The following is a 25,202-nucleotide window of genomic DNA, read 5'->3' on the forward strand; positions in this document are numbered from 1 at the left end:
CCATAGCCTGAATTTCTGGAACGTATCCCTGCATGAGCACCCAACCGCTGCCCAAGCTGAAAACTGCCCGCCGCTCGCGCTTTGTCATGCGTTGGTATTCCTGGCTTTTGCTGGTGGTGGCCGCCCTGTATGGCCTCATGTTTGCGATGCATTGGGATGATCGCGGCCTGCTCTGGGTGATGGAGCGTTTCGAAACCCCGGCCGAGCGAAAAGAGAGTATCTGGCTGCCGGATTATCGGGCGGTGATCGACGCCAAACTGCTGCCGGGCATGGAGAAGGACGAAGCGTCAGATGTTTCTTATGACCCGCAGACCAAAACCCTGTTTGCGGTGATGGGCAAGAACCCATTCCTGGTCGAGCTGACATTGCAGGGCGACGTGTTACGCAAGATGCCGCTGGTGGGTTGGGGCAACCCGGAAGCAGTGGCGGTCATGGGCAACGGTTTGCTGGCGATTACCGATGAGCGCAAACACCTGCTCTCCATCGTCAAGGTCGATGCCGATACTCGCGAACTGAATATCGCCAGTTTCCCGAAATACGACCTGGGCCCGTCGAAAAACCAGAATAAAGCCTTTGAGGCGATCGTTTGGGATGCGCGTAACCAGCAACTGCTGCTGGGTGAAGAGCGTCCACCGGCGCTGTTCAGCTGGAAAAGCGACGGCAGCCAAATCCTCAAGGGCGACAAGCAAAAGCTGTCCAGCGACGAACTGGATATCCGCAACCTGTCGGCCTTGGCCATCGATTCGCGCACCGGCCACACCCTGGTGCTGTCCGCCGATTCTCATTTGCTGCTGGAATTGGACGAGAAAGGCGAGCAGGTCAGCTTCATGACTTTGCTCGGGGGGTTCAATGGTCTGAAGAAAACCATTCCCCGTGCCGAAGGCGTGACCATGGACGAAGCAGGCACGCTGTACATGGTGAGCGAGCCGAACCTGTTCTACCGGTTCGAAAAACAACCGTAGGAGCTGCCGAAGGCTGTGATCTTTTGATCTTTTGGTGCCGACAAAATTTGTTGAAAGTCAAAAGATCGCAGCCTTCGGCAGCTCCTACGCCATTAAGCTTGAATTCATACTGCCGTGGTATTTCATCCGCCCGTCTTGTTTCCGAGCTCGCCTGAATGCGCCGACTTGCCCGTCCCAAATCCCTGATGCTGATCCTGTCGGTAATTGCGCTGATCGTGCTGATTGCCGTCGGCCAGTATCTGCGTCTGTTCGAGCGCACCTGGTTCAATGTGCAGGCGTTCTGGCAGCCGATGAATGCCCAGTCCATTGGCCTGGATCAGTATCAGGTAGCGATCGAGGCGCAAGTCATCGACGGTCTGGACGATGATGTTTCGGCGCTGACCTTCGATCCAGTGCGTAAAAGCCTGTTCACTGTTACCAACAAAAATGCCGAACTGATCGAATTGTCTCTGGAAGGCAAAATCCTGCGGCGTGTGGCGTTGGTCGGGTTTGGCGATCCGGAGGCGGTGGAATTCATCAGTGCTGACACTTACGTGATCACCGACGAGCGCCAGCAACGGCTGATCAAGATTCATCTGGAGAAGGACACGACGTTCCTCGATGCCGCGGACGCCGAGCAGATGACCCTCGGCGTGCACATGAGTGGCAACAAAGGGTTTGAAGGGCTGGCCTATGACTCGGTGGGCAAGCGCTTGTTTGTCGCCAAGGAGCGCGATCCGATGCTGATTTACGAAGTGCAGGGCTTTCCGCATTACAACCCGGAGAAGTCCTACGCGGTGCATGTGGTGAACAACCCAAAACGCGATGCCGGGATGTTTGTTCGAGACCTGTCGAGCCTGCAATACGACGAGCGCAGCGGCCATTTGCTGGCATTGTCCGATGAATCGCGACTGATTCTGGAGCTGGATGTCGACGGGCGGCCGCTGACCACCCTGTCACTGCGCAAGGGGCGTCAGGGATTGCAGAAGACTGTGCCACAAGCGGAAGGCATTGCCATGGACGACGACGGCACCTTGTACCTCGTCAGCGAGCCGAATCTTTTCTACGTCTTCAAAAAACCAGCACAACCCTGACAAACACCCCAAAACACTGTGGGAGCGGGCTTGCCCGCGATGGCGGCCTTCCAGTCAGCATCAATGTTGAATGTGACGGCCTCATCGCGGGCAAGCCCGCTCCCACAGGTATTTCATTTGCCCATGAATCTGGGCGATTTCGCTTACTGGGCGCGCAGGGTTTTCACGCCTTCGCTCGTCCCCAGCAGCAGCAAGTCAGCCGGGCGGGCTGCGAACAAACCGTTGGTGACCACGCCGACGATGGCATTGATCTGTGTTTCCAGCTCCACCGGGTTGGTGATCTGCATGTTGAACACATCGAGGATGATGTTGCCGTTGTCGGTCAGCACGCCTTCACGGTAAACCGGGTCGCCGCCGAGCTTCACCAGTTGGCGGGCCACGTGGCTGCGGGCCATCGGGATCACTTCCACCGGCAGCGGGAACGCACCGAGGACCGGCACCAGTTTGCTGGCGTCGGCGATGCAGATGAAGGTCTTGGCCACAGCCGCAACAATCTTCTCGCGGGTCAGGGCCGCGCCGCCGCCCTTGATCAGGTGCAGGTGCTCGTCGCTTTCATCGGCGCCGTCGACGTAGAACTCCAGATCGCTGACGGTATTGAGCTCATACACCGGAATGCCGTGGCCCTTGAGGCGGGCGGCGGTGGCTTCGGAGCTGGCGACCGCGCCATCGAACGCGCCTTTGTGCTTGGCCAGGGCATCGATGAAGCAGTTGGCGGTGGAGCCGGTGCCGACCCCGACGATGCTCTTGTCGTCGAGTTTCGGGAGGATGAAGTCGACGGCGGCCTGGGCTACGGCCTGTTTGAGTTGATCCTGGGTCATGCGGGCTCCGAAGTGCCGAAAGGGGAACGAAAGGCCGGCATTATAGGCCTCGCGATAGTGCAGGGGGAAACACTCCTGTGGCGAGGGGGCTTGCCCCCGTTGGAGTGCGCAGCGCTCCCCTGGCATTCTTTCAGACATACCGCATAAACAGATTTTACGACTGCTTCGCAGCCGAACGGGGGCAAGCCCCCTCGCCACAATGGGTCTGCGGTGTCTGCGAAGGTTAAAACCTCTTGATTCGTGTGGTCGCCCGCCCAAAAGCCGGGTTAGACTCCTTGGCCCTGCCCAACCCGCTCAGTGATGCTTTCCGATGCTCGAACAGTACGTCAAAAAGATCCTCACCTCGCGCGTTTATGACGTTGCCGTAGAAACCCCATTGCAGACTGCCCGCCAGCTCTCCGAGCGGCTGGGCAACGATATCTGGCTCAAGCGTGAAGACTTGCAGCCGGTGTTCTCGTTCAAGATTCGCGGCGCCTACAACAAGTTGACGCAACTGAGCGATGAAGAACGTGCTCGCGGCGTGGTCACCGCGTCGGCGGGCAATCATGCGCAAGGCCTGGCCCTGGCAGCCAAGGTTCTGGGCGTGAAAGCGACCATCGTGATGCCCAAGACCACCCCGGAGATCAAGGTCGAAGGCGTGCGCTCGCGCGGCGGCAAAGTGGTGCTGCACGGGGATTCGTTCCCGGAAGCCCTGGCCTACTCGCTGAAACTGGTCGACGAAAAAGGCTACGTCTACATTCACCCTTACGACGATCCCCACACCATTGCCGGGCAGGGCACGGTGGCCATGGAGATTCTGCGCCAGCACCCGGGGCGTCTGGATGCGATCTTCGTTCCGGTGGGCGGCGGCGGGCTGATCGCCGGGATCGCGGCGTACGTGAAATACCTGCGCCCGGACATCAAAATCATCGGCGTCGAACCGGATGACTCCAACTGCCTGCAAGCCGCCATGGCGGCCGGCGAGCGGGTGGTGCTGCCGACCGTGGGTCTCTTCGCCGACGGCGTTGCAGTGGCCCAGATCGGTCAGCACACTTTCGATATCTGCAAAGATTACGTAGACGAAGTCATCACCGTCAGCACCGACGAGATCTGTGCGGCAATCAAGGATATCTACGACGATACCCGCTCGATCACTGAACCTGCCGGCGCCTTGGGCGTGGCCGGGATCAAGAAGTATGTCGAGCAACGCGGTGTCACGGGGCATACCTTCGTGGCCATCGACTCCGGCGCCAACGTCAACTTCGACCGTTTGCGCCACGTGGCCGAGCGCGCTGAGCTGGGCGAGGGGCGCGAAGCCATCATTGCCGTGACCATTCCCGAGAAACCGGGCAGCTTCAAGGCGTTCTGCGAAGCCATCGGCAAGCGCCAGATTACCGAATTCAACTACCGCTACAACACCGGTAGCGAAGCGCACATCTTTGTCGGCGTGCAGACGCACCCGGAAAACGACCCGCGCAGTGCGCTGCTCGCCAGTCTCACCGAGCAGGGTTTCCCGGTGCTCGACCTGACCGACAACGAACTGGCCAAGTTGCACATCCGTCATATGGTTGGCGGGCGTGCCGCCCAGGTTGTCGATGAAGTGGTGCTGCGTTTCGAGTTTCCAGAGCGTCCGGGTGCGTTGTTCAACTTCCTCAACAAGCTCGGTGGGCGCTGGAACATTTCGATGTTCCACTACCGCAACCACGGCGCGGCGGATGGCCGTGTGGTCGCGGGCCTGCAAGTGCCGCACGACGAGCGTCATCTGGTACCGGCCGCGCTGGAAGAAATCGGCTATCCGTACTGGGATGAAAGCGACAACCCGGCCTATAAGCTGTTTCTCGGCTGAGCGGCTACGCTGATCGGCAGGCTATAAGGAAATCGAACAATGGAAACGTTAACCACCCTTAAAATCGCTCATATGGTGGCGACGGTAGTGCTGTTGATCAGCGCACTGGGGCTGGCGATCTGGGTCTGGCGCGTACGCCGTGGCGGTGATGCGACGGCTCATGCCCGCACCTTGCAACGACCGCTGGTGTTCATCTGGCTATTGATGGGCCTGGCACTGCTGAGCATGCCATTCACCGGTTGGTGGATGGTGCATCTGGTGGGCTGGCCGTTGGGGCAGACTTGGCTGCTGGCTTCCAGTGTGCTGTACACCTTGGCGGCGTTGGGCTGGTTCTGGCTGGTGGTGCGGCTGAACAAGTTGCGCAAGGCGCCGGCGGGGAACGGCAAATTCACCTTTGCCCTCGCACTGTTCAGCTTTGTTTGTTTCATCGCGATTGCGGGTTTGATGGGCGCGAAGCCGGTTTAAGGCTTCAGACCGAGTCGACCCAATCGCGGGCAAGCCCGCTCCCACAAGGTTCTGCTGTGTGGCATAGATAGCATTTACAGCAGAAATCCCTGTGGGAGCGGGCTTGCCCGCGAAGGCGATTTCAATCGCGCAACGAGATCACCGGCCAACCCCGCTTCTCGGCCTCGGCCCGCAGATTCGGATCCGGATCAACAGCAATCGGATTCGCCACCTGTTCCAGCAGCGCCAAGTCATTCATCGAATCGCTGTAGAAATAGCTGTCTTCCAGATTGTGGCCAGTCTCTTCCAGCCAACGAATCAACCGGGTCACCTTGCCTTCACGGAAGCACGGAACATCGGTGCTGCGCCCGCTGTAACGGCCGTCGATCATTTCGCATTCGGTGGCGATCAGGGTCTCAACGCCTAAGCGTGCTGCAATCGGCCCGGTCACAAAGCGGTTGGTGGCGGTGATGATCACCAGCTTGTCGCCGGCCTCACGGTGTTTGGCCAGCAGTTCGATTGCCTTGGGCAGCACGATCGGTTCGATGCAGTCGCGCATGTAGTCCAGGTGCCATTGATCCAGCGTGGCCATCTCGGTGCGGCCGAGAACTTCCAGGCAGAAGTTCAGGTACGCATCGTTATCCAGCTTGCCGGCCAGGTAATCCTGATAGAACTCGTCGTTGCGTGCCTTGTAGGCGACGGCGTCGAGGAAACCGCGTTCGCACAGATAATCGCCCCAGGCGTGGTCACTGTCACCGCCCAGAAGCGTGTTGTCCAAGTCGAATAAAGCCAGCCGCATTGCAGTTACTCGCTGAAAAGTCTGTAGAAAGGTGTCCAGAATACGGACTTTTCACAAGAGTGCACATAAGGTAGGTCGGCTCGTTGCTGCTTTCACAACCTTTGTGGAACAATGCGACGACATGCGTTTGCGAGGTTGTTGCCGTGATCGACCCCGATGGTTTCCGCCCCAATGTCGGGATCATTCTGACGAATGATGCCGGCCAGGTGCTATGGGCTCGCCGTATCAATCAAGATGCCTGGCAGTTTCCACAGGGAGGGATCAACCCCCAGGAGACGCCGGAAGACGCCTTGTACCGCGAGTTGAACGAAGAAGTGGGCCTGGAGCGCGAAGATGTTGAAATACTCGCCTGCACCCGGGGCTGGTTGCGCTATCGTTTGCCGCAACGTCTGGTCAGGACGCACAGCCAACCGCTGTGCATCGGCCAGAAGCAGAAATGGTTTCTCCTGCGCCTGATCTCCAACGAGCAGCGGGTGCGGATGGATTTGACCGGTAAACCGGAATTCGATGGCTGGCGCTGGGTCAGCTATTGGTATCCGTTGGGCCAGGTGGTGACATTCAAGCGCGAGGTTTATCGCCGCGCTCTCAAAGAGCTTGCCCCGCGCCTTTTAGCGCGCGACTGACGACGGAGTTCGACCCCGAGCCATGCTCAATACGCTGCGCAAGATCGTCCAGGAAGTTAACTCCGCCAAGGATCTCAAGGCGGCGTTGGGGATTATTGTGTTGCGCGTCAAAGAGGCCATGGGCAGCCAGGTCTGCTCGGTCTACCTGCTTGACCCAGAGACCAACCGCTTCGTGCTGATGGCCACCGAGGGCTTGAACAAGCGCTCGATCGGCAAAGTCAGCATGGCGCCCAACGAAGGTCTGGTCGGTCTGGTCGGCACGCGTGAAGAACCCCTGAACCTCGAAAACGCCGCGGATCACCCGCGCTACCGTTACTTCGCCGAGACCGGTGAAGAACGCTACGCCTCGTTCCTCGGGGCGCCGATCATTCACCACCGTCGCGTCGTCGGCGTGTTGGTCATTCAGCAAAAAGAACGCCGCCAGTTCGATGAGGGTGAAGAAGCCTTCCTCGTGACCATGAGCGCGCAGCTCGCCGGCGTTATCGCCCACGCCGAGGCCACCGGTTCGATCCGTGGCCTGGGCCGTCAGGGCAAAGGTATCCAGGAAGCAAAGTTCGTCGGTGTACCGGGGTCGCCGGGCGCGGCGGTCGGAACCGCGGTCGTCATGCTGCCGCCGGCCGATCTGGACGTGGTGCCGGACAAGACCATCACCGACATCAACGCGGAACTTGGCCTGTTCAAGACCGCCATCGAGGGCGTGCGCGCCGACATGCGTGCCTTGTCCGCCAAGCTGGCCACCCAGCTGCGGCCTGAAGAACGAGCGCTGTTCGACGTTTACCTGATGATGCTCGACGATGCCTCGCTCGGCAGCGAAATCACCACGGTGATCAAGACCGGTCAGTGGGCTCAGGGCGCGTTGCGTCAGGTGGTCACCGAACACGTCAACCGTTTCGAGTTGATGGACGACGCCTACCTGCGTGAGCGCGCCTCAGACGTCAAAGACCTCGGTCGGCGCTTGCTGGCTTATCTGCAGGAAGAGCGGCAGCAGACCCTGGTCTACCCCGACAACACCATTCTGGTCAGCGAAGAACTGACGCCGGCGATGCTCGGCGAGGTGCCGGAAGGCAAGCTGGTCGGTCTGGTGTCGGTACTCGGCTCCGGTAACTCCCACGTGGCGATCCTGGCGCGTGCCATGGGTATTCCGACGGTGATGGGCCTGGTCGACTTGCCGTACTCCAAGGTCGACGGCATCCAGATGATCGTCGACGGCTACCACGGTGAGGTCTATACCAACCCGAGTGACGTGCTGCGCAAGCAGTTCGCCGAGGTGGTCGAGGAAGAGAAACAGCTGGCCCTGGGGCTGGATGCACTGCGGGACCTGCCGTGCATCACGGTCGACGGTCACCGCATGCCGCTGTGGGTCAACACCGGTCTGCTGGCAGACGTGGCGCGGGCGCAGAAGCGCGGTGCCGAGGGCGTGGGTCTGTACCGCACCGAAGTGCCGTTCATGATCAACCAGCGCTTCCCGAGCGAAAAGGAGCAGCTGGCGATTTATCGCGAGCAACTCGCCGCGTTCCATCCACAACCAGTAACCATGCGCAGCCTGGACATCGGCGGCGACAAGGCGCTGTCGTACTTCCCGATCAAGGAAGACAACCCGTTCCTCGGCTGGCGCGGCATTCGCGTGACGCTCGACCACCCGGAAATCTTCCTGGTGCAGACCCGCGCCATGCTCAAGGCCAGCGAAGGCCTGAACAACCTGCGCATTCTGCTGCCGATGATTTCCGGCACCCATGAACTGGAAGAAGCCCTGCACCTGATCCACCGGGCCTGGGGCGAAGTCCGCGACGAAGGCACCGACGTCCCGATGCCGCCGATTGGTGTAATGATCGAGATTCCGGCGGCGGTGTATCAGACCAAGGAACTGGCGCGGCAAGTGGACTTCCTGTCAGTCGGCTCCAACGACCTGACCCAGTACCTGCTGGCCGTGGACCGTAACAACCCACGGGTGGCCGATCTCTACGACTACCTGCACCCGGCAGTGTTGCAAGCCTTGCAGAACGTGGTGCGTGATGCTCATGCCGAAGGCAAGCCCGTGAGTATCTGCGGCGAAATGGCCGGTGACCCGGCGGCGGCGGTGTTGTTGATGGCAATGGGCTTCGACAGCCTGTCGATGAACGCCACCAACTTGCCGAAAGTGAAGTGGATGCTGCGTCAGATCAACCTGAGCAAGGCCAAGGAATTGCTGGCTGAGCTGATGACCATCGACAATCCGCAAGTTATCCACAGCTCGCTGCAGTTGGCGCTGAAGAACCTTGGGTTGGCGCGGATGATTAATCCGGCTTCGGTCAAAACCCTTTAAAAGGCTGATGGCCTCATCGCAGGCAAGCCAGCTCCCACAGGAATTTGGATTGATTCACTGATTTGTGATCAACACCAAACCCTGTGGGAGCTGGCTTGCCTGCGATGGGGCCAATCCAGGCAGCAAAAAATTACGCCCTGACTTCCACTTCCCCCAAATGCCCCCCATACGGCCCGAAACTCCGTTCGACCATATGCCGCACCCCATCCGCCTGAACAATCAGCGCCGTGCTCGCTCGTGTCCCGTAAGTCGGGCTCTTGATAAACACGCTCGACAACAACGTCTCGGTAGCCTGCCCCACGCCGGTGTCCGGCAGCTCGGCAAGCGGCGCGGTCTGCGGGTCGCTGAGCAAGGCCAGCAGCGCCTGCGGCTGCGGATCGCCCAACACCTCGCTCAATGCTGCCTTGGCCTTGAGCACTTTCGGCCACGGCGTATCCAGCCCCGCGTTCGATAACCCATAAATGCCTGGTTGGAGCATGACCGCCTCTGTCTCCCGAGCATTGAAGTGCCACAGCTCGTTGGTATTGCCGATTAGCAGGTTAAACCCGGCATATTCCAGCGAACGTGCAACAACGTCGCTCAAGTAGTCGTCAATCGACATGTCCCCGCTGAGAAACTGCGCCACCAGTTCACCCCGCGATTTGCGCGCTGGCGGTTGAAGGGGATCACGGATGTTGGTCAGCGCGGCGAAGCGCCCGTTGGCGCCGACACCGAGCCATGTACCGCCAGCCTCAAGGTCGCGACCGGCATACACGTGCGGGGCTTGCGGCCATTGCGCCAGGGGCAGGCTGGGTCGGGCATAGAATTCGTCGCGGTTGGCCGCCACGATCAGCGGCTGGGCATGGCCCGGTCGCCAGGCAAAAACAATAAGGCACATAAGGTGGTCCTTGTGTGTTTTTTGCTCACTCTACGCAGACATCGCTCATCGATCCATCGCCATCCACAGTGGAGCCCGAGGCCATGCTTCCGTTACCATGCCGCTCCTGATTCGGGATGCTTGGGGATGCGGCCATGGAATTTCTGCTCTATCTGGCGCTGGGCGCCTGTGCGGGCGTGCTGGCCGGGCTGTTCGGGGTAGGCGGCGGGATCATCATTGTCCCGGTGCTGGTGTTCAGTTTCACTTTGCAGGGATTTGATGCGTCGATCCTGACGCATCTGGCAGTCGGTACCTCGCTGGCGACGATCATCTTTACGTCGGTCAATGCGGTTCGCGAGCACCATCGCCGCGGCGCCGTACGTTGGCCGATATTTGCCTGGATGACCCTCGGCATTCTGATCGGTGCCGGTTTCGGTGCGCTGACTGCCGAAGCGATTTCCGGGCCGAATTTGCAGAAGATCATCGGGGTATTTGCGCTGATCATCGCCGTTCAACTCGCTTTGGACTTCAAACCCAAGGCCAGCCGGACGGTGCCAGGCAAAGTCGGTCTGACCGTGGCTGGCAGTGTCATTGGCTGGGCCTCGGCGATTTTCGGGATTGGCGGCGGCTCGTTGACCGTGCCGTTTCTGACCTGGCGCAGCGTGCCGATGCAGCAGGCGGTGGCCACTTCGTCGGCCTGTGGCCTGCCTATCGCCTTGGCCAGTGCATTAAGTTTCATGATTCTGGGGTGGCACGATCCACTGCTGCCGGCCCATAGTCTCGGTTTTGTTTATTTGCCGGCGCTGCTGGGGATCGCCCTGACCAGCATGGTTTTCGCCCGCCTCGGTGCGCGACTGGCCCACACGCTGTCGCCGCGCTTGCTGAAAAGACTGTTTGCCGCTTTGCTGTTTTGCGTCGGCTTGAGCTTCTTGCTCTGACGCGTAGCGCAATCCTGGCTTAATCCTGGCGTGACAGCGTCGCCCGGGAATTTGAAGGTTTCAACTCTAACGAGGAGTCGCAATGCTGCCTTACCCGCAGATCGACCCGGTGGCCCTGGCCATCGGTCCGCTGAAAATCCACTGGTACGGCTTGATGTACCTGATCGGCATCGGCGGCGCGTGGTGGCTGGCGTCACGCCGGCTGAACCGCTTCGACCCGACCTGGACCAAGGAGAAACTCTCCGACATGGTCTTCTGGATGTCGATGGGTGTCATCGTCGGTGGCCGCTTGGGTTATGTGTTGTTTTACGATCTGAACGCCTATCTGGCCAACCCGACCCTGATCTTCGAAGTGTGGAAGGGCGGCATGTCGTTCCACGGCGGATTTATTGGTGTGATGCTGGCGGCGCTGTGGTTCGGTAAAAAGAATGACAAGTCGTTCTTCCAGCTGATGGACTTCGTCGCGCCGATGGTGCCGATTGGCCTGGGTGCCGGGCGCATCGGTAACTTCATCAACGCCGAGTTGTGGGGCAAGGCGACCGACGTGCCGTGGGCGATGGTCTTCCCGACCGATCCGGCGCAGTTGGCGCGTCATCCGTCGCAGCTGTATCAGTTCGCGCTGGAAGGCGTGGCGCTGTTTGCGATCCTCTGGTTGTTCTCGCGCAAGCCGCGGCCGACCATGGCGGTGTCCGGAATGTTCGCGCTGTTCTATGGCATCTTCCGTTTCATCGTCGAATTTGTTCGCGTGCCGGACGCGCAACTGGGTTATCTGGCCTGGAACTGGCTGACCATGGGCCAGGTGCTGTGCGTACCGATGATTGTCGGCGGGTTGTTCCTGATCTGGCTGGCTTATCGACGCGCCCCGGCGGCCCCCGCAGCTGCTGTATAAGAAGCAGGCGCTATAAATTCGAACCCCGGGGGCTTTGGCCCCGGGTTCAAGGACACAGGTAATTCATGAAGCAATATCTCGAATTGGTCGCCCACGTCATCAAGAAGGGCACCAAACAGGCCAACCGCACCGGCGTAAACACCATCAGCTTTCCGGGCGCGATGCTGCGCTTCGATCTGCAGGAAGGTTTCCCGGCGATCACCACTCGCAAGATGGCCTTCAAATCTGCCATCGGCGAGATGTGCGGTTTTCTGCGTGGAGTGAACAACGCCGCCGAATTCCGGGCGCTGGGCTGCAAGGTCTGGGACCAGAACGCCAACGAAAACGCGCAGTGGCTGGCCAACCCGTTCCGTCAGGGTGAAGACGACCTCGGTGAGATCTACGGCGTGCAATGGCGCAAATGGCCGGCGTACAAGCAGATTCCGGTCAGCAACCAGGCCGCCATCGAGCAGACCCTGAGCCAGGGTTATCGTCAGATTGCCGAAGGCGAAGAAGACGGTCAGGCCTACGTGGTGCTGTACAAGGCGATCGACCAGATCCGCCAGTGCGTCGACACCATCATCAAGGACCCGGGCAGCCGTCGCATCCTGTTCCACGGCTGGAACGTTGCGCAGCTCGACGAAATGGCCCTGCCGCCGTGCCATTTGCTGTACCAGTTCCACCCGAATGTCGAGACCAAGGAAATCTCCCTGACCCTCTACATCCGCTCCAACGATCTGGGCCTGGGCACGCCGTTCAACCTCACCGAAGGCGCCGCGCTGCTGAGCCTGATCGGTCGCCTGACCGGTTATACCCCGCGCTGGTTCACCTATTTCATCGGCGACGCCCACGTCTACGAAAATCACCTGGACATGCTCAACGAACAGCTCAAGCGCGAGCCGTTCCCGATGCCGAAACTGGTGATTTCCGACCGCGTACCGGAGTTTGCCAAGACCGGTGTTTATCAGCCGGAGTGGCTGGAGTTGATCGAGCCGGGCGATTTCTCGCTGGAAGGCTATGAGCACCACGCGCCGATGACCGCGCCGATGGCGGTCTGACGATCAACTACTGAACCTGTGGGAGCGGGCTTGCCCGCGATGACGGCTTCACATCCAACATTGATGTGACTGACAAATCGCTATCGCGGGCAAGCCCGCTCCCACAGGTTTTTGTGGTGTTCTTAGTGGCCGTGACTCCTCCCGACATGGGAATGCTCAACCTCCGTCGCCACAACCCCACCGCTCACTTCCAACCGCTGCAAAATCCCGCACTGATCGATATCCGGCCCTTCGCTGCAGCGTTGGCGCAGGTCGAGCAGTTGTGTCTGCAAGGCCAGCAAACCATCGATTCGAGCCTTCACATGGTGGATATGTTCGTCGATCAACGCGTTGACGTTTTCGCATTGATCCTGCGGGCTGTCGCGCAGGGCCAGCAGGCTGCGGATTTCCTCGAGGGTCATGTCGAGGGTTCGGCAATTGCGGATGAAAGTCAGGCGTTCGGCGTGGGCCTGGGTGTAGACGCGGTAGTTGCCGTCGCTGCGGGCCGGTTCTGGCAACAGGTTTTCGCGCTCGTAGTAGCGAATGGTCTCCACGGCGCAGTCGGTGAGTTTCGCCAGTTCTCCGATTTTCATCGCGACAATCTCCAAAAGGATGCTTGACCCTATAGTGGCTACAGGGTCTTTACTTGGCAACAGGCACCTTCATGGACGCGACCAATGAGCGATTCTCTTCACACCCACAAACCCAAGGCCGGGCACGATCACAGTCACAAGCTGCAGTCTGTGCAGCAGCACAACCATGGTGGCCACGGGGATTCCTGCTGTTCCTCCAAAGCAGCAGCGCCGTCGCTGATCAAGTTGAGCGAAACACCCACCGCTGGTGCGCGGCTGAGCAGTTTCCGCATCGAGGCGATGGACTGCCCGACCGAGCAGACGCTGATCCAGAACAAACTTGGCAAGCTTCCGGGTGTGCAGCAACTGGAATTCAACCTGATCAACCGGGTGTTGGGCGTGACCCATGACCTGCCAAGCACCGCGCCGATCATCGACGCGATCAAATCTCTCGGCATGCACGCCGAGCCACTGGAACAAGGCGTCGAAGCGCCAACTCCTGTGCCAGAGAAAAAACCTTGGTGGCCATTGGCGCTGTCTGGCGTTGGTGCGCTGGCGGCTGAAGTTATCCACTTCACTAACGCTGCGCCCAATTGGGTGGTGGCGGTTATTGCGCTGATCTCGATCCTCAGCGGTGGCCTCAGCACCTACAAGAAGGGCTGGATTGCCCTGAAAAACCTCAACCTGAACATCAACGCGCTGATGAGCATCGCGGTGACCGGCGCGATTCTGATCGGTCAGTGGCCGGAAGCGGCGATGGTGATGTTCCTGTTCACCGTGGCCGAGTTGATCGAAGCCAGGTCTCTGGACCGGGCGCGCAACGCCATCGGCGGGCTGATGCAGATGGCCCCCGAGCAAGCCACGGTGCAGCAGGCCGACGGCAGTTGGGTCGCCCAACCGGTTAAAAACATCGAACTGGGTGCACGAGTGCGGGTGCGTCCTGGCGAACGGATCGGTCTGGACGGCGAAGTGCTGTCCGGCAACTCGACCATCGATCAGGCGCCGATCACCGGTGAAAGCCTGCCGGTGGAGAAAACCATCGGCGACAAGGTGTTCGCCGGCACCATCAACCAGTCCGGTTCGCTGGAATACACCGTGACTGCCGAGGCCAACCACTCAACCCTGGCGCGCATCATTCATGCGGTGGAACAGGCCCAAGGGGCGCGGGCGCCAACCCAGCGTTTCGTCGACGCCTTCTCGAAAATCTACACCCCGGCGGTGTTCATCCTGGCCCTGGCCGTGGCGGTGATTCCGCCACTGTTCATGGATGCGCTGTGGTTCGACTGGATCTACCGGGCGCTGGTGTTGCTGGTGGTCGCCTGCCCGTGCGCATTGGTGATTTCCACCCCGGTGACCATTGTCAGCGGCCTCGCGGCAGCGGCGCGCAAAGGGATTCTGGTCAAGGGCGGCGTTTATCTGGAGCACGGCCACAAACTCGATTATCTGGCCCTCGACAAGACCGGCACCCTCACTCACGGCAAACCGGTGCAGACCGATTATTTGTCCCTCGACCCAATCGCTGATGAAATAGCCCCGGCCATTGCGGCGGCACTGGCCGGTCGCTCTGATCACCCGGTGTCGCTGGCCATCGCCAATGCGGCTGTGGATAAACAACTCAAGCCGCTGATTGTGGAAAACTTCGAAGCCCTGGCGGGGCGTGGTGTGCGCGGCGAGATCAACGGTGAGCTCTACCACTTGGGCAACCACCGCCTGGTGGAAGATTTGGGCCTGTGTTCGCCAGCGCTGGAAGAGAAGCTGTTTGCTCTGGAGAAACAGGGCAAGTCGGTGGTGCTATTGCTCGATAAATCCGGTCCACTGGCATTGTTTGCCGTGGCAGACACAGTGAAAGCATCCAGTCGCGAAGCGATCCAGCAGTTGCATGAGTTGGGCATCAAAACCCTGATGCTGACCGGCGACAACGTTCACACCGCCCAGGCCATCGCCGCCCACGTGGGCATCGATCAGGCGCAGGGCGATCTGTTGCCGACCGATAAGCTGCAAGCCATCGAAACGCTGTATGCCCAAGGCCATCGGGTCGGGATGGTCGGCGACGGCATCAACGACGCCCCGGCACTGGCGCGGGCCGAGATCGGTTTCGCCATGGCGGCCGCCGGCACCGACACCGCCATTGAAACCGCTGATGTCGCCCTGATGGACGACGATCTGCGCAAAATCCCTGCTTTCATCCGCCTGTCGCGGCAGACCTCGAATATCCTCAAACAGAACATCGCCCTCGCATTGGTCATCAAAGCGATCTTTCTTGGGGTAACCTTCGCCGGGATCGCCACCATGTGGATGGCGGTGTTCGCCGACATGGGCGTGAGCCTGTTGGTGGTGTTCAACGGCTTGCGCCTGTTGCGCAAATAGACGATGAGGGAAGGGTGTGCTGAGTGCCGAGCTGAAGGCGTTTTACATGGTTGCCCGGTTGGGCAGCATTACCCTGGCGGCGAAAAAGCTCGGCCTGAGCCAACCGACGGTGACGACCCAGATTCGGCATCTGGAAAGCCAGTACTCGGTTGAGCTGTTCTATCGTGGCGGCCGCCGCCTCAGCGTCAGCGACGAGGGCGCGCGGTTGTTGCCGATGGTCAAGGCCCTGTTGCAGCAGGAAGCCGACATTGAGTTCTTCCTGCGTAACAGCGGTCAGGTCCAGGGCACATTGCGCATCGCTGCCACGGCGCCGTATTACATCCTCGATCTGGTGAAGACCTTTCGCGAGCGCCTGCCGCAGGTGGAGGTGTCGGTGGAAATCGGCAACTCCCAGCAGGTGTTGGAGGCGCTGGAGGATTACCGGGTCGATGTTGCCGCGTCCTCGCAGTTGCTGGACGATGCGCGACTGATTCGCCGGGTGCTCGGCAGCGATCCGCTGGTGCTGGCGGTGCACCGCAATCATCCGCTGGCGGTGCATGACCATGTGCCACTCAGTGCGCTGGCAGGGCATACCTTGTTGATGCGTGAATCGGGCTCGACCACTCGGCGCTTGACCGAAGAATTGCTGGCCAGCGCGGGGGTGAGTTTTGGACCGTTGCTGGAGATTGGCAGCCGGGAGTCGATTCGTGAGGCGGTATTGCGCAACATCGGCATCAGCATCATCGCCCGCCAGGAAGTGCCGCACGATCCGCAATTGCGGGTGTTGACCATCGAGAATGCGCCGCAGATTCCCGAGTATCTGTACTGCCTCAAGGAGCGAAAAGGTGCGCGGCTGCCGGCGGCGTTTCTGGGGTTGGCGCAGGAAATGGCCCCGGCCTGAAATCTCCATTGCCTGTACTGGCGTCATCGCGGGCAAGCCACGCTCCCACAGGATTTATGCAGTCCCGTGGGAGCGGGCTTGCCCGCGATGAGGCCAGTACAGTCACAGCATGACTTCAACCCAAATCCCCGAATACCACTATCGGCCGTTTTTGCCTCATTGCCACATGACGGACGCATTGCAAACCTAGGATGGCCCTCATCTGCTTGATGAGGTCTGTCCATGAACCACTCGACTGCAACTGCCCTGACCAACCCCGGTGCGCCGATGAAAGTGCGCGGCGTGCAGAAACGCTTCGGCGCGTTCACCGCGCTGGATAACGTCTCCCTCGACGTGGCGGCTGGTGAGCTGGTTTGCCTCTTGGGGCCGTCGGGCTGTGGCAAAACCACCTTGCTGCGCTGCATCGCCGGCCTTGAGAAACAAGACAGCGGCGAGTTGTACCTCGGCGATCGCGACGTTTCCCACCTGGCACCTCAAGCCCGGGACTACGGCATTCTCTTCCAGTCCTACGCACTGTTCCCCAATCTCAGCGTCGAAGCGAACATCGCCTACGGCCTCGCCGGTAGCAGTCGCGATGAAGTGCGCCAGCGCGTCGGTCAGATGCTGGAACTGGTCGGCCTGATCGGCAGTGAAAAAAAATATCCCGGTCAGTTGTCCGGCGGTCAGCAGCAACGGGTCGCACTGGCTCGAGCCTTGGCGCCGGCCCCTTCATTGTTGCTGCTGGACGAACCGATGTCGGCGCTCGACGCCCGGGTCCGCGAGCATCTGTGCACCGAACTGCGTCAATTGCAGCGCAACCTCGGTGTCACCACCCTGATGGTCACCCACAATCAGGACGAAGCGATGCTGATGGCCGACCGCATCGCCGTGATGAACAACGGCAAGGTCGAGCAGTACGCCACGCCACAGGAAATCTACGACCGCCCGGCCACACCGTTTGTGGCCGAGTTCGTCGGTCAGGGCAACTGGCTGCCGTTCCGCCGTAGCAGCGACAGTCATGCCCAGGTCGGCGGGATGAACATGCGCCTGGCCGAAGGCAGCGCTAAAACCGCCTCGGGCCGTTTGTTCTGCCGCCCCGAGGCCATCAACGTCAACCCGCCGGTGCATGAAGAAAACCTGTTCCCGGCCAAGGTTCGCGAGATCACTTTTCTCGGCAACCGCTGCCGCATGAGCTTCGAACTCGATCAGCTGCCGGGCCATGCGCTACTGGCGGAACTGGCGCCGGAAGCCATGCCGCGTCTCGGCGCGCAGCAGATCATGGTCGCCTTGCCGCCGCGCAGCTTGCAGGTGTTTGCCTGATGAGCGCGAACGTCGCGCTGCCGATACCGCACAAGCAGGTTCGGCAGACCTCCCGTGCCGAGATCGGCGATCGGCTATTCGTGGTCGGCGGCAAGGTTCTGTTGCTGGTGTTGCTCGGCGTTGCGGTGTTGATGCCGTTACTGGCGATCTTCTGGCGCGGTTTCAGTTCTGAAGCCGGGCAGGGCGGTGGTCTGGTGGCTGCCCGTGAACTGCTGAGCAGCGCAAATTTCCATTGGTTGCTGGGCAACAGCCTGAAAGTTTCTCTCAGCGTCGCGGCCATTGTCGTACCACTGGCCTATCTGTTTGCCTACGCTCTGCAACGTACATTGATTCCCGGTAAAGGCATCTGGCGCGGCATGTCGCTGCTGCCGCTGATGGCGCCGTCGATGCTGCCGGGAATTGCGCTGGTTTATCTGTTCGGCAATCAGGGCATGCTGCGTGGTTTGCTCTCGGACAACATCTACGGCTTCTGGGGCATTGTTCTGGGCGAGGTCATCTACACCTTCCCACACGCCTTGATGATTTTGCTGTCGGCGCTGTCCCTGGCGGATGCGCGACTGTTCGATGCTGCTTCCAGCATGGGCGCTAGCCCGGCGAAAGCCTTTCGCAGCATCACCTGGCCGGCGACCCGTCAGGCGGTGTTCGCGGCGTTCTGCCTCGTCTTCACCTTGACCATCACCGACTTCGGCGTGCCCGTGGTGGTCGGGGGCGACTATCAGGTGCTGGCGCTGGAGGCCTACAAAGCCGTGGTCGGCCAGCAACAATTCGGTCGCGGCGCGCTGATCGGCATGGTCTTGCTGCTGCCGGCGCTGCTCAGCTTTGGCGTCGACGCCTGGCTGCGTCGGCGCCATGGCGATTCCATGAGCGGTCGGGCGCAAGTCTTTCAACCGGCTCCATCGAAGCTGCGAGACGGTTGTTATCTGGCCATCGTGCTGTTGATCTGCGCGGTATTGCTGCTGGTGTTCGGCATGGCGGTGTACTCGTCGCTGGTGAAATTCTGGCCGTACAACCTGTCGCTGTCGCTCAACCATTACCAGTTCAACGACACGGCGGGCGGCGGCTGGCTGGCCTACGGCAACAGCGTGAAGATGGCGTTGTGTACGGCGTTGATCGGCAGTGTGCTGATCTTCACCGGTGCTTACCTGATGGAAAAAACCAAGGGCCAGCGCGGACTGAATCTGACACTGCGCATGCTCAGTTTCGTACCGATGGCGGTGCCGGGTCTGGTGTTGGGCCTGGGTTACGTCTTCTTCTTCAACCTCAGCGGCAACCCGCTGCATGTGCTCTACGGGACCATGACCCTGCTGGTGGTCTGCACCATTGCTCACTATTTGACCACCGCTCAAATGACCGCCACCACCGCGCTGCGCCAACTCGATGCCGAGTTCGAAGCCGCCGCGCTGTCGCTCAAGGCGCCGCTGTATCGGCATTACCTGCGGGTCACCGTGCCGATCTGCCTGCCGGCATTGCTGGACATCGTGCGCTACCTGTTCGTCTCGGCCATGACCACCGTCTCGGCGGCGATCTTCCTCTACAGCCCTGACACCATCCTCGCGGCAGTGGCGGTGCTGAACATGGACGACGCCGGCAACGTCGGCGGCGCGGCGGCGATGTCGACCCTGATTCTGTTCACCTCGGCGGGCGTGTCCCTGCTGCTGGCCTGGGCTTCGCGCGGTTTGTTGCGTCGCTCCCAGGCCTGGCGGCAGACCGCGCCTGGCAATTGATTCGCTGCTCCTAAACCAAAAAGCCCTCAACTCAAACAGGAAAACGATCATGTTCAAGCCTTTGGCCCTGGCCGCTGCTGTCCTCACCGCTTTCAGCCTGAACGCCTTTGCGGCGAAAACCGAGTTGACGGTGTACACCGCCCTCGAAGCCGAACAACTGAAGACCTACAAAGAGGCCTTTGAAAAGGCCAACCCGGACGTCGAGATCAAGTGGGTGCGCGATTCCACCGGCATCATCACCGCCAAACTCCTGGCCGAAAAAGCCCGTCCGCAAGCTGACGCGGTGTGGGGCCTGGCAGCCTCGAGCCTGGCGATTCTCGATCAGCAAGGGATGCTGCAAAGCTACGCACCGAAGGATCTGGGCAAGATCGGCGGCAACTATCGCGACGCGGCCAACCCGCCAGCCTGGGTCGGCATGGACGTCTGGGCGGCGACCATTTGCTTCAACACCGTCGAGGCCGAAAAGCAGGGTTTGAGCAAACCCGTGAGCTGGCAGGACCTGACCAAGCCTGAGTACAAAGGCAAGATCGTCATGCCCAATCCTGCCTCGTCCGGCACCGGTTTCCTCGACGTCAGCGCCTGGCTGCAAACCTTCGGCGAGAAGCAGGGCTGGCAGTACATGGACGACTTGCACCAGAACATCGGCCAGTACGTTCACTCCGGTTCCAAGCCGTGCAAACTCGCCGCCGCCGGCGAATTCCCGATCGGTATTTCCTTCGAATACCCGGCCGTTCAGCTGAAGCGCCAGGGCGCGCCGCTGGACATCATCCTGCCGAAAGAAGGCCTGGGCTGGGAGATCGAAGCGACCGCCGTGATCAAAGGCACACCGCACGAAGACGCGGCGAAGAAGCTGGCTGATTTCTCTGCAAGCCCGGCGGCGATGGAGCTTTATAAAGAGAACTTCGCGGTGCTCGCGCAACCGGGTATCGCCAAGCCGCAGACCGAACTGCCGGCGGATTATGAGCAGCGTCTGATCAAGAACGACTTTGCCTGGGCCTCGAAGAATCGCGACGAGATCCTCACTGAATGGCGCAAGCGTTATGACGGCAAGTCCGAGAAAGTGGCTGCCAAGTAAATTCTTTATTAGCTGACAGGGCCCCATCGCGGGCAAGCCCGCTCCCACAGGGATTTATGGCGGACACAGATTTTGTGAGCGCCACGGACCTTGTGGGAGCGGGCTTGCCCGCGATGGCGGTCTCGAATTCAGGAACAAATCTCCATGACTCACCACAACGACATGCTGATCGTAGGCGCCGGCATTCTCGGCCTGTCCCACGCCTATGCCGCCGCCAGACGCGGCCTCAAGGTCAAAGTCTTCGAACGTAGCGCCACGCCTTTGGGCGCTTCGGTGCGCAACTTCGGTCAGGCACTGGTCACCGGCCAACCCCCGGGCCCAATGCTTGAACTGGCCAAGGCCAGCCGCGACATCTGGGGCCAATGGGCACAACTGGCGGGCCTGCAACTCAAGCGCAACGGCTCATACTTGTTCGCCTGCAGCGAAGCGGAAGAGCACCTGCTGGAAGCCTTCTGCGCCGGCCGCGCCATGGAGCACGGTTACCGCGTCGACCTACTGCGCGGTGCGGCATTGCGCGATTTATACGGCGGCCAGTTCAGCCATCACCGTGCCGCGTTGCACGGCATGGACGACCAGCAGCTGTATTCCCGCGAAGCAATTCCGGCGTTGATCGACTACCTGCGCCGTGAGTTAGGCGTCGAGTTTCACTTCTCCACGCTGGTGCGCGACATCGAGCCGGGGCGCTTGCACAGCACCGCCGGCGCCTTCAGCGCCGGGCAGATCATCGTCTGCTCCGGCCACGATTATCAAACGCTGCTGGCCGAGCCGATTGCCGAGCTGAATCCGCAAATCTGCCGCCTGCAAATGCTTCGCGCCCGACCGCAGATCAACCTCAACCTGCAACACGCGCTGCTTACCGGCCTGAGTTGCGTGCACTACGGCGCCTTCGCCGATCTGCCGGAAGCCGCAGCGGTACAGGCGCAGATTTTGCGCGACACCCCCCATCTGCATGAAAACGGCATTCACCTGCTGATCAGCCCGACGCCTTACGGTGAGTTGATCATCGGTGACTCCCACCATTACGGCAGCGATCCATCACCGTTCAATGCCGAGCAGGTGGATGACTGGATGATTGAACTGGCCGAGCAGACGTTGGGCTGCAAGGTGCAAGTGGTCGAACGCTGGCAGGGCGTCTATGGTTCACGCGGACCGGGGCCGTTCTCCTTTTTGCGTCCGATGCCAGGCGTGAGCGTGGCGCTGATGCACACCGGTGTCGGCATGAGCGTCGGGCCGGCGATGGCCGAGCGTAATGTTGCGACCTTATTGGGAGACAGTTGATGGACCGCCATGAGCAAGTGATCGCCGAGGTGTTCGGTCTGTACGAGCGTTTTGGCGACAACGATTACATCGGTGAACCGGTGTCGCAGGTCGAGCACATGTCTCAGGCGGCGGAACTGGCGATGTCCGAGGGGTTCGATGATGAAGTGGTGCTGGCGGCGTTCTTTCATGACATCGGGCATATCTGCGCCGAGGGTGCTGAGAACATGGGTGATTTTGGGATAGTCAGCCACGAGCGACTGGGGGCGGATTACTTGCGTCGCGCCGGCTTCAGCGAACGCCTGGCGCGGCTGGTGGAGTACCACGTTCAGGCCAAGCGTTATCTGACGCTCAAAGAGCCCGGGTACTACGAGCGCTTGAGCGAAGCCAGTCGGCGGACGCTTGAGTATCAGGGCGGGGTGATGACGGCTGCCGAGGCTGAGGCGTTCGAGCAGGATCCGTTGTGTGCGGTCAGTTTGCGGATGCGTCAGTGGGATGAGTCGGCCAAGGAAATGTGGGTGCCGGTGATGGATCTGGGCATCTTGAAGGAAAAGGCGTTGCGGCTGTTGGCTGAGTAAAGCATCACAATCGAGTCGCGCCCATCGCGGGCAAGCCCGCTCCCACAAGGTCTCGGGTGATACAGAAATTGTATGAACACCGAAGATCCCTGTGGGAGCGGGCTTGCCCGCGATGAGGCCAGAGCTGACACCGCAGATTGCGGGTCTTTAAAGTTGTTGCGCCAACACCTCAACCTGCTCCTGCCGCTCCCCCTGACTCAACTTCGAATTCGGATTCAGCGACGACCACTGCGGATGCGCCCGCGCCTTGTTCAGCGCTTCGGGCAGTTTGCCTTCGCGCCAGGTTTTGTCCTGCGGCGTGGCGACCTGAATGCTGTCCATCGCCGCGTGGCCGCGGGAATTCAGAGCCTGCAGCAATTGCCGCTGGCGCAACGCCAACAGCCGTAGCACGCCGTCGTCGACAGTCAGCTCTCGCTGCCCTTTGATCTTGCCCAGCAGGCGGCTGCCGTAACTGCGGGCGGTTTGCAGGGCGCCGCCGGCAATCGCTCCGGCCAGTGCCGCCGCGCCGAGGGTCAGGCCGCCCACCAGCAAATCAACCCCGGCCCCGGCCGCCGCACCGGCCGCGATACCGCCGCCGACCCGCACACCGAGCTGTTTCAGGGTTTCCGGGTTGAACAGGTCATCGCCCCAGCGGCCATCGAGCAACGGCAAGTCACTGGCCGCCGCATCTTGCGGGCGGAAGGCATAGAGCTTGAGCAAGGCCTCGACGCAGCGTTGTTCGCGCTGACGCACGGCTTTGCGCAGTTCGCTGATCGCTTGCTGTTCCTGCGCCGCCTCGCTGACCACACTGCGGCGGCAGGCTGCGCAATCGATCAATAAATCGGCAATCAGCCGCGCTGCACTTTGCTGACGGGCCAGGCGTTGGGCTTGCTGGTCGGCAATCAAACGCTCCAGTTGTTCGCGGGAGTTTTCCAGCAGCAGTGCGAGGCTTTCATAGAGTCGACGCTCGCCATCTTCCGGTGGTGCGACGCTGTCGAAACGCACCAATGCATGCAAGCCCAATCGTGCCAGGGCTTCACGCCAATCAGGTTCGCGATGTTGGGCGCTGCTGACAAAATTCAGCACCGGCAGCAGCGGTTTGCCGCAACTGGCCAACACTTCCAGTTCGTCGCGGTACTTGGCCAGCACCGGTTCCCGGGCGTCGATCACATAAAGGCCGGCGTCCGAGGCGAGCAGTTGCCGCAGCACCTTGGCTTCCTGTTCGAAGCGCTGCCGGGCTTCGCTACCCTCCAGAAACCGCGCCAATCGTGCCGGGCCGTCGAGGCGTTCGCCGGGTCGTTCCAGGCGTTCGAGGTAGTCGAGCAGGGCGATGGCGTCTTCCAGGCCCGGAGTGTCGAAGAGATCAAGCAATGGCTCGCCGTCTACCGACAATCGCGCGCCTTCGACGTGGCGAGTGGTGCTGGGACGGTGGGACACTTCGCCGAAGCCGACGTCTCGCGTCAGCGTTCGCAGCAACGAGGTTTTGCCAACATTGGTGTGGCCGACCACGGCGAGCTTCAATGGATTAGTCATGACCCGTCTCCAGCCAGTTCAACGGCGCGCAATCGGCGAATGGCAGGTCCAGTTGTTGTAGCGCGACATGCCAGTCGCCCAGGCGTTCGGCATCCAGCGCTTCCCCGGGCGGTGCTTGCAACAACCACACGCGGGTGGCAGTGGCGTTGCGAGCCAGTTCGGCAATCAGCGCCAGGCTGCCACGGTCCGGCGAGCGCCGTGGGTCGCAGGCGATGGCCAGACGGGCCGGTGGAAAACGACTCAGCTGTTCGAGCAGTTTGTGCCGGGATTCACGGCTGTCGAGGATGCCGGCGTTGTTGACGTTTTTCGGCAATTGCGGCGGCCAGGGGCGTTGGTCGTCTAGCTCGATAGCTACCAACAGCGCGCCATCGCTTTGCAGGTCGCTGGCAGTGTTTTCAACCCGATGAAGTTGTTCTGGCGCGGCATCGCTGATGCCCAGGCGTTCGCTGGTGGGCATCAGTCGTTCGCGCAGTTGGGCGTAGCCGGGCAGGTTCAAATCCAGATGCAGCGCTGCTTGGCCGGTTTTCCAGCGCCACAGGCAGAACAATGCGAGCAACAATCGCGGCAAAACGCCGTACACCAACAGCACCCCAACCAGCCACGCCGCCCAGGCCTGGCGGGCGCTTTCGATGTTCAGCGCGGCATCGCCGCTGGCGCGGATCATCTCCACGCTGGGCACACTGAAACCGAGCGAGGCCGGCAGGGCGCCGAGGGCTTGGGTCATGGCGACGAAGGTGTCACCGCCGAGAATGGTGGTCTCCCAGACGAAGCCATAGCGCCGGGTCGCCATCAGTGCCAGTACCATCACCAAGGCGCTGAGCATCGCCAGCAACCACAATCCGTTGACCAGCACGCCCAGCGCCCAACGATTGAGTTTCTGCCGTTGCAGCAATAGCAGCAAGGCCGGCGCCAGTTGTGCGGCGTTGGCATCTCGGGCGAGTTTTTCACTGAGCCACAGCCACAAGCGTCCGAGGGCGGCACCTTGTTCACCGGCGAACACCAGGCCCAGGGCCCAGCTCAGCAATAGAATCAGGTTCAGCCCGAGCAGGCTGCCCAACGCCCAGAATACATTGACCGGGGTTTGGCCGTCGCCCAGCGCGGCAAACGCCAGGCCGGTGCCGCTGATCACGGCCAGAATGGCCAGCACGATCAGCGCCAGTCGCGCGCCTTGCAGCCAATGTTTGAGGGCGTGGGTCTGTCCGTCGCGCTCGGCCAGCCACAGGGCGCGGCGTTGAATACGCGTCGGCAGGTCGCCGCCGGCGCTACGGGCGATTCGGTTGGCTTCCAGATCGTCCAAGGGGCCCGCGTGTTCTTCACGCAGGCGCACGGTTTCGCTCAGCCAGAGGTTTTGCAGTGGAGTCAGTTCAGTCACGCGGCTTCCCGTCGCTTAATT

22 protein-coding genes are annotated in these 25,202 nt (G+C 60.9%); 16 read left to right on the forward strand and 6 right to left on the reverse strand.

What is annotated here, in order from left to right; genetic code table 11:
• The first annotated feature begins 32 nt into the window (after positions 1 to 32).
• Together JFU11_RS18230 and JFU11_RS18235 are read left to right on the forward strand one after the other, a co-directional pair.
• The gene (locus JFU11_RS18230) at positions 33 to 962 is read left to right on the forward strand and encodes an SdiA-regulated domain-containing protein (RefSeq protein WP_201061689.1); all 930 of its coding nucleotides are present in this window, start codon (positions 33 to 35) and stop codon (positions 960 to 962) included.
• Between the two features lie 155 nt (positions 963 to 1,117).
• Entirely contained in the window at positions 1,118 to 2,035 is a 918-nt protein-coding gene (locus tag JFU11_RS18235; protein WP_123719732.1) for an SdiA-regulated domain-containing protein, read from the forward strand.
• Between the two features lie 143 nt (positions 2,036 to 2,178).
• Here JFU11_RS18235 and rpiA read toward each other — a convergent pair whose 3' ends face one another.
• On the reverse strand, positions 2,179 to 2,853 hold the full coding sequence (rpiA, locus tag JFU11_RS18240; protein ID WP_052964602.1) for a ribose-5-phosphate isomerase RpiA: 675 nt from the start codon (positions 2,851 to 2,853) through the stop codon (positions 2,179 to 2,181).
• Positions 2,854 to 3,163: 310 nt separating this feature from the next.
• Here rpiA and ilvA point away from each other — a divergent pair, with 310 nt between their 5' ends.
• Positions 3,164 to 4,678, forward strand: coding sequence for a threonine ammonia-lyase, biosynthetic (gene ilvA / locus JFU11_RS18245; RefSeq protein ID WP_095052484.1), 1,515 nt, complete (start codon positions 3,164 to 3,166; stop codon positions 4,676 to 4,678).
• Between the two features lie 39 nt (positions 4,679 to 4,717).
• Positions 4,718 to 5,143 carry a DUF2269 domain-containing protein gene (locus tag JFU11_RS18250; protein WP_123719730.1) on the forward strand — a complete coding sequence of 142 codons (426 nt, stop codon included), beginning with the start codon at positions 4,718 to 4,720 and terminating at the stop codon, positions 5,141 to 5,143.
• Positions 5,144 to 5,264: 121 nt separating this feature from the next.
• Here the strand turns inward: JFU11_RS18250 and JFU11_RS18255 are convergent, their stop codons facing one another.
• Entirely contained in the window at positions 5,265 to 5,921 is a 657-nt protein-coding gene (locus JFU11_RS18255) for an HAD family hydrolase (protein WP_123719729.1), read from the reverse strand.
• 143 nt (positions 5,922 to 6,064) lie between these two features.
• Here JFU11_RS18255 and JFU11_RS18260 point away from each other — a divergent pair, with 143 nt between their 5' ends.
• Both JFU11_RS18260 and ptsP read left to right on the forward strand, forming a co-directional pair.
• Complete coding sequence (locus JFU11_RS18260; RefSeq protein WP_007897732.1) at positions 6,065 to 6,544, forward strand: RNA pyrophosphohydrolase; 480 nt, start codon at positions 6,065 to 6,067, stop codon at positions 6,542 to 6,544.
• 22 nt (positions 6,545 to 6,566) lie between these two features.
• On the forward strand, positions 6,567 to 8,846 hold the full coding sequence (gene ptsP / locus JFU11_RS18265) for a phosphoenolpyruvate--protein phosphotransferase (RefSeq protein ID WP_007897733.1): 2,280 nt from the start codon (positions 6,567 to 6,569) through the stop codon (positions 8,844 to 8,846).
• Between the two features lie 130 nt (positions 8,847 to 8,976).
• On the opposite strand, the gene JFU11_RS18270 is transcribed toward ptsP, so the two are convergent.
• Positions 8,977 to 9,723, reverse strand: a complete 747-nt coding sequence (locus tag JFU11_RS18270; RefSeq protein ID WP_123719728.1) for an NRDE family protein — start codon at positions 9,721 to 9,723, stop codon at positions 8,977 to 8,979.
• 134 nt (positions 9,724 to 9,857) lie between these two features.
• Between JFU11_RS18270 and JFU11_RS18275 the strand changes: the two genes are divergently transcribed.
• The 3 genes from JFU11_RS18275 to JFU11_RS18285 all read left to right on the forward strand — a co-directional run bounded on the left by JFU11_RS18275 (position 9,858) and on the right by JFU11_RS18285 (position 12,566).
• A complete protein-coding gene (locus tag JFU11_RS18275) occupies positions 9,858 to 10,640 on the forward strand; it encodes a sulfite exporter TauE/SafE family protein (protein WP_123719727.1) in 783 nt (260 codons plus the stop codon).
• 82 nt (positions 10,641 to 10,722) lie between these two features.
• Entirely contained in the window at positions 10,723 to 11,529 is an 807-nt protein-coding gene (gene lgt, locus JFU11_RS18280; RefSeq protein ID WP_008007345.1) for a prolipoprotein diacylglyceryl transferase, read from the forward strand.
• A 65-nt stretch (positions 11,530 to 11,594) separates the two neighbouring features.
• Positions 11,595 to 12,566: a thymidylate synthase gene (locus JFU11_RS18285; protein ID WP_201061691.1), complete on the forward strand. Its 972-nt coding sequence runs from the start codon at positions 11,595 to 11,597 to the stop codon at positions 12,564 to 12,566.
• Positions 12,567 to 12,688: 122 nt separating this feature from the next.
• Here the strand turns inward: JFU11_RS18285 and cadR are convergent, their stop codons facing one another.
• Positions 12,689 to 13,138 (reverse strand): Cd(II)/Pb(II)-responsive transcriptional regulator, encoded by a 450-nt coding sequence (gene cadR / locus JFU11_RS18290; RefSeq protein ID WP_007897786.1) that lies wholly within the window; start codon positions 13,136 to 13,138, stop codon positions 12,689 to 12,691.
• Positions 13,139 to 13,222: 84 nt separating this feature from the next.
• On the opposite strand from cadR, the gene JFU11_RS18295 reads away from it, so the two are divergent.
• The 7 genes from JFU11_RS18295 (at position 13,223) to JFU11_RS18325 (ending at position 22,297) form a co-directional block, all read left to right on the forward strand.
• Positions 13,223 to 15,484, forward strand: coding sequence for a heavy metal translocating P-type ATPase (locus JFU11_RS18295; protein WP_123719726.1), 2,262 nt, complete (start codon positions 13,223 to 13,225; stop codon positions 15,482 to 15,484).
• 16 nt (positions 15,485 to 15,500) lie between these two features.
• Entirely contained in the window at positions 15,501 to 16,364 is an 864-nt protein-coding gene (locus JFU11_RS18300) for a LysR family transcriptional regulator (RefSeq protein WP_123361013.1), read from the forward strand.
• 222 nt (positions 16,365 to 16,586) lie between these two features.
• Complete coding sequence (locus JFU11_RS18305; protein WP_201061694.1) at positions 16,587 to 17,663, forward strand: putative 2-aminoethylphosphonate ABC transporter ATP-binding protein; 1,077 nt, start codon at positions 16,587 to 16,589, stop codon at positions 17,661 to 17,663.
• Positions 17,663 to 19,387: a putative 2-aminoethylphosphonate ABC transporter permease subunit gene (locus JFU11_RS18310; RefSeq protein WP_201061696.1), complete on the forward strand. Its 1,725-nt coding sequence runs from the start codon at positions 17,663 to 17,665 to the stop codon at positions 19,385 to 19,387. The genes JFU11_RS18305 and JFU11_RS18310 overlap by 1 nt, the downstream gene beginning before the upstream one ends.
• Positions 19,388 to 19,436: 49 nt before the next feature.
• Positions 19,437 to 20,462: a putative 2-aminoethylphosphonate ABC transporter substrate-binding protein gene (locus JFU11_RS18315; protein ID WP_123719723.1), complete on the forward strand. Its 1,026-nt coding sequence runs from the start codon at positions 19,437 to 19,439 to the stop codon at positions 20,460 to 20,462.
• 144 nt (positions 20,463 to 20,606) lie between these two features.
• On the forward strand, positions 20,607 to 21,740 hold the full coding sequence (locus JFU11_RS18320) for a TIGR03364 family FAD-dependent oxidoreductase (protein WP_201061698.1): 1,134 nt from the start codon (positions 20,607 to 20,609) through the stop codon (positions 21,738 to 21,740).
• A complete protein-coding gene (locus JFU11_RS18325; RefSeq protein ID WP_123719721.1) occupies positions 21,740 to 22,297 on the forward strand; it encodes a phosphonate degradation HD-domain oxygenase in 558 nt (185 codons plus the stop codon). Before JFU11_RS18320 ends, JFU11_RS18325 begins: the two co-directional genes overlap by 1 nt.
• A 147-nt stretch (positions 22,298 to 22,444) precedes the next feature.
• Here the strand turns inward: JFU11_RS18325 and JFU11_RS18330 are convergent, their stop codons facing one another.
• On the reverse strand, positions 22,445 to 23,809 hold the full coding sequence (locus JFU11_RS18330; protein ID WP_201061700.1) for a GTPase/DUF3482 domain-containing protein: 1,365 nt from the start codon (positions 23,807 to 23,809) through the stop codon (positions 22,445 to 22,447).
• Positions 23,802 to 25,181: a DUF2868 domain-containing protein gene (locus JFU11_RS18335; RefSeq protein ID WP_201061703.1), complete on the reverse strand. Its 1,380-nt coding sequence runs from the start codon at positions 25,179 to 25,181 to the stop codon at positions 23,802 to 23,804. Before JFU11_RS18335 ends, JFU11_RS18330 begins: the two co-directional genes overlap by 8 nt.
• Between the last annotated feature and the right edge of the window lie 21 nt (positions 25,182 to 25,202).

It is taken from the genome of Pseudomonas sp. TH37, from assembly GCF_016650735.1.
Classification (GTDB): Bacteria; Pseudomonadota; Gammaproteobacteria; order Pseudomonadales; family Pseudomonadaceae; genus Aquipseudomonas; species Aquipseudomonas farris.

Bases quoted from the DNA above. Each gene is read 5' to 3' on its own strand.
- JFU11_RS18285 (WP_201061691.1), top strand. From the start codon at position 11,595: ATGAAGCAATATCTCGAATTGGTCGCCCACGTCATCAAGAAGGGCACC.
- JFU11_RS18330 (WP_201061700.1), bottom strand. From the start codon at position 23,809: ATGACTAATCCATTGAAGCTCGCCGTGGTCGGCCACACCAATGTTGGC.
- JFU11_RS18325 (WP_123719721.1), top strand. From the start codon at position 21,740: ATGGACCGCCATGAGCAAGTGATCGCCGAGGTGTTCGGTCTGTACGAG.
- ptsP (WP_007897733.1), top strand. From the start codon at position 6,567: ATGCTCAATACGCTGCGCAAGATCGTCCAGGAAGTTAACTCCGCCAAG.
- JFU11_RS18310 (WP_201061696.1), top strand. From the start codon at position 17,663: ATGAGCGCGAACGTCGCGCTGCCGATACCGCACAAGCAGGTTCGGCAG.
- JFU11_RS18250 (WP_123719730.1), top strand. From the start codon at position 4,718: ATGGAAACGTTAACCACCCTTAAAATCGCTCATATGGTGGCGACGGTA.
- cadR (WP_007897786.1), bottom strand. From the start codon at position 13,138: ATGAAAATCGGAGAACTGGCGAAACTCACCGACTGCGCCGTGGAGACC.
- JFU11_RS18305 (WP_201061694.1), top strand. From the start codon at position 16,587: ATGAACCACTCGACTGCAACTGCCCTGACCAACCCCGGTGCGCCGATG.
- JFU11_RS18235 (WP_123719732.1), top strand. From the start codon at position 1,118: ATGCGCCGACTTGCCCGTCCCAAATCCCTGATGCTGATCCTGTCGGTA.
- JFU11_RS18315 (WP_123719723.1), top strand. From the start codon at position 19,437: ATGTTCAAGCCTTTGGCCCTGGCCGCTGCTGTCCTCACCGCTTTCAGC.
- JFU11_RS18270 (WP_123719728.1), bottom strand. From the start codon at position 9,723: ATGTGCCTTATTGTTTTTGCCTGGCGACCGGGCCATGCCCAGCCGCTG.
- JFU11_RS18255 (WP_123719729.1), bottom strand. From the start codon at position 5,921: ATGCGGCTGGCTTTATTCGACTTGGACAACACGCTTCTGGGCGGTGAC.
- rpiA (WP_052964602.1), bottom strand. From the start codon at position 2,853: ATGACCCAGGATCAACTCAAACAGGCCGTAGCCCAGGCCGCCGTCGAC.
- JFU11_RS18275 (WP_123719727.1), top strand. From the start codon at position 9,858: ATGGAATTTCTGCTCTATCTGGCGCTGGGCGCCTGTGCGGGCGTGCTG.
- JFU11_RS18295 (WP_123719726.1), top strand. From the start codon at position 13,223: ATGAGCGATTCTCTTCACACCCACAAACCCAAGGCCGGGCACGATCAC.
- JFU11_RS18230 (WP_201061689.1), top strand. From the start codon at position 33: ATGAGCACCCAACCGCTGCCCAAGCTGAAAACTGCCCGCCGCTCGCGC.
- JFU11_RS18320 (WP_201061698.1), top strand. From the start codon at position 20,607: ATGACTCACCACAACGACATGCTGATCGTAGGCGCCGGCATTCTCGGC.
- lgt (WP_008007345.1), top strand. From the start codon at position 10,723: ATGCTGCCTTACCCGCAGATCGACCCGGTGGCCCTGGCCATCGGTCCG.
- ilvA (WP_095052484.1), top strand. From the start codon at position 3,164: ATGCTCGAACAGTACGTCAAAAAGATCCTCACCTCGCGCGTTTATGAC.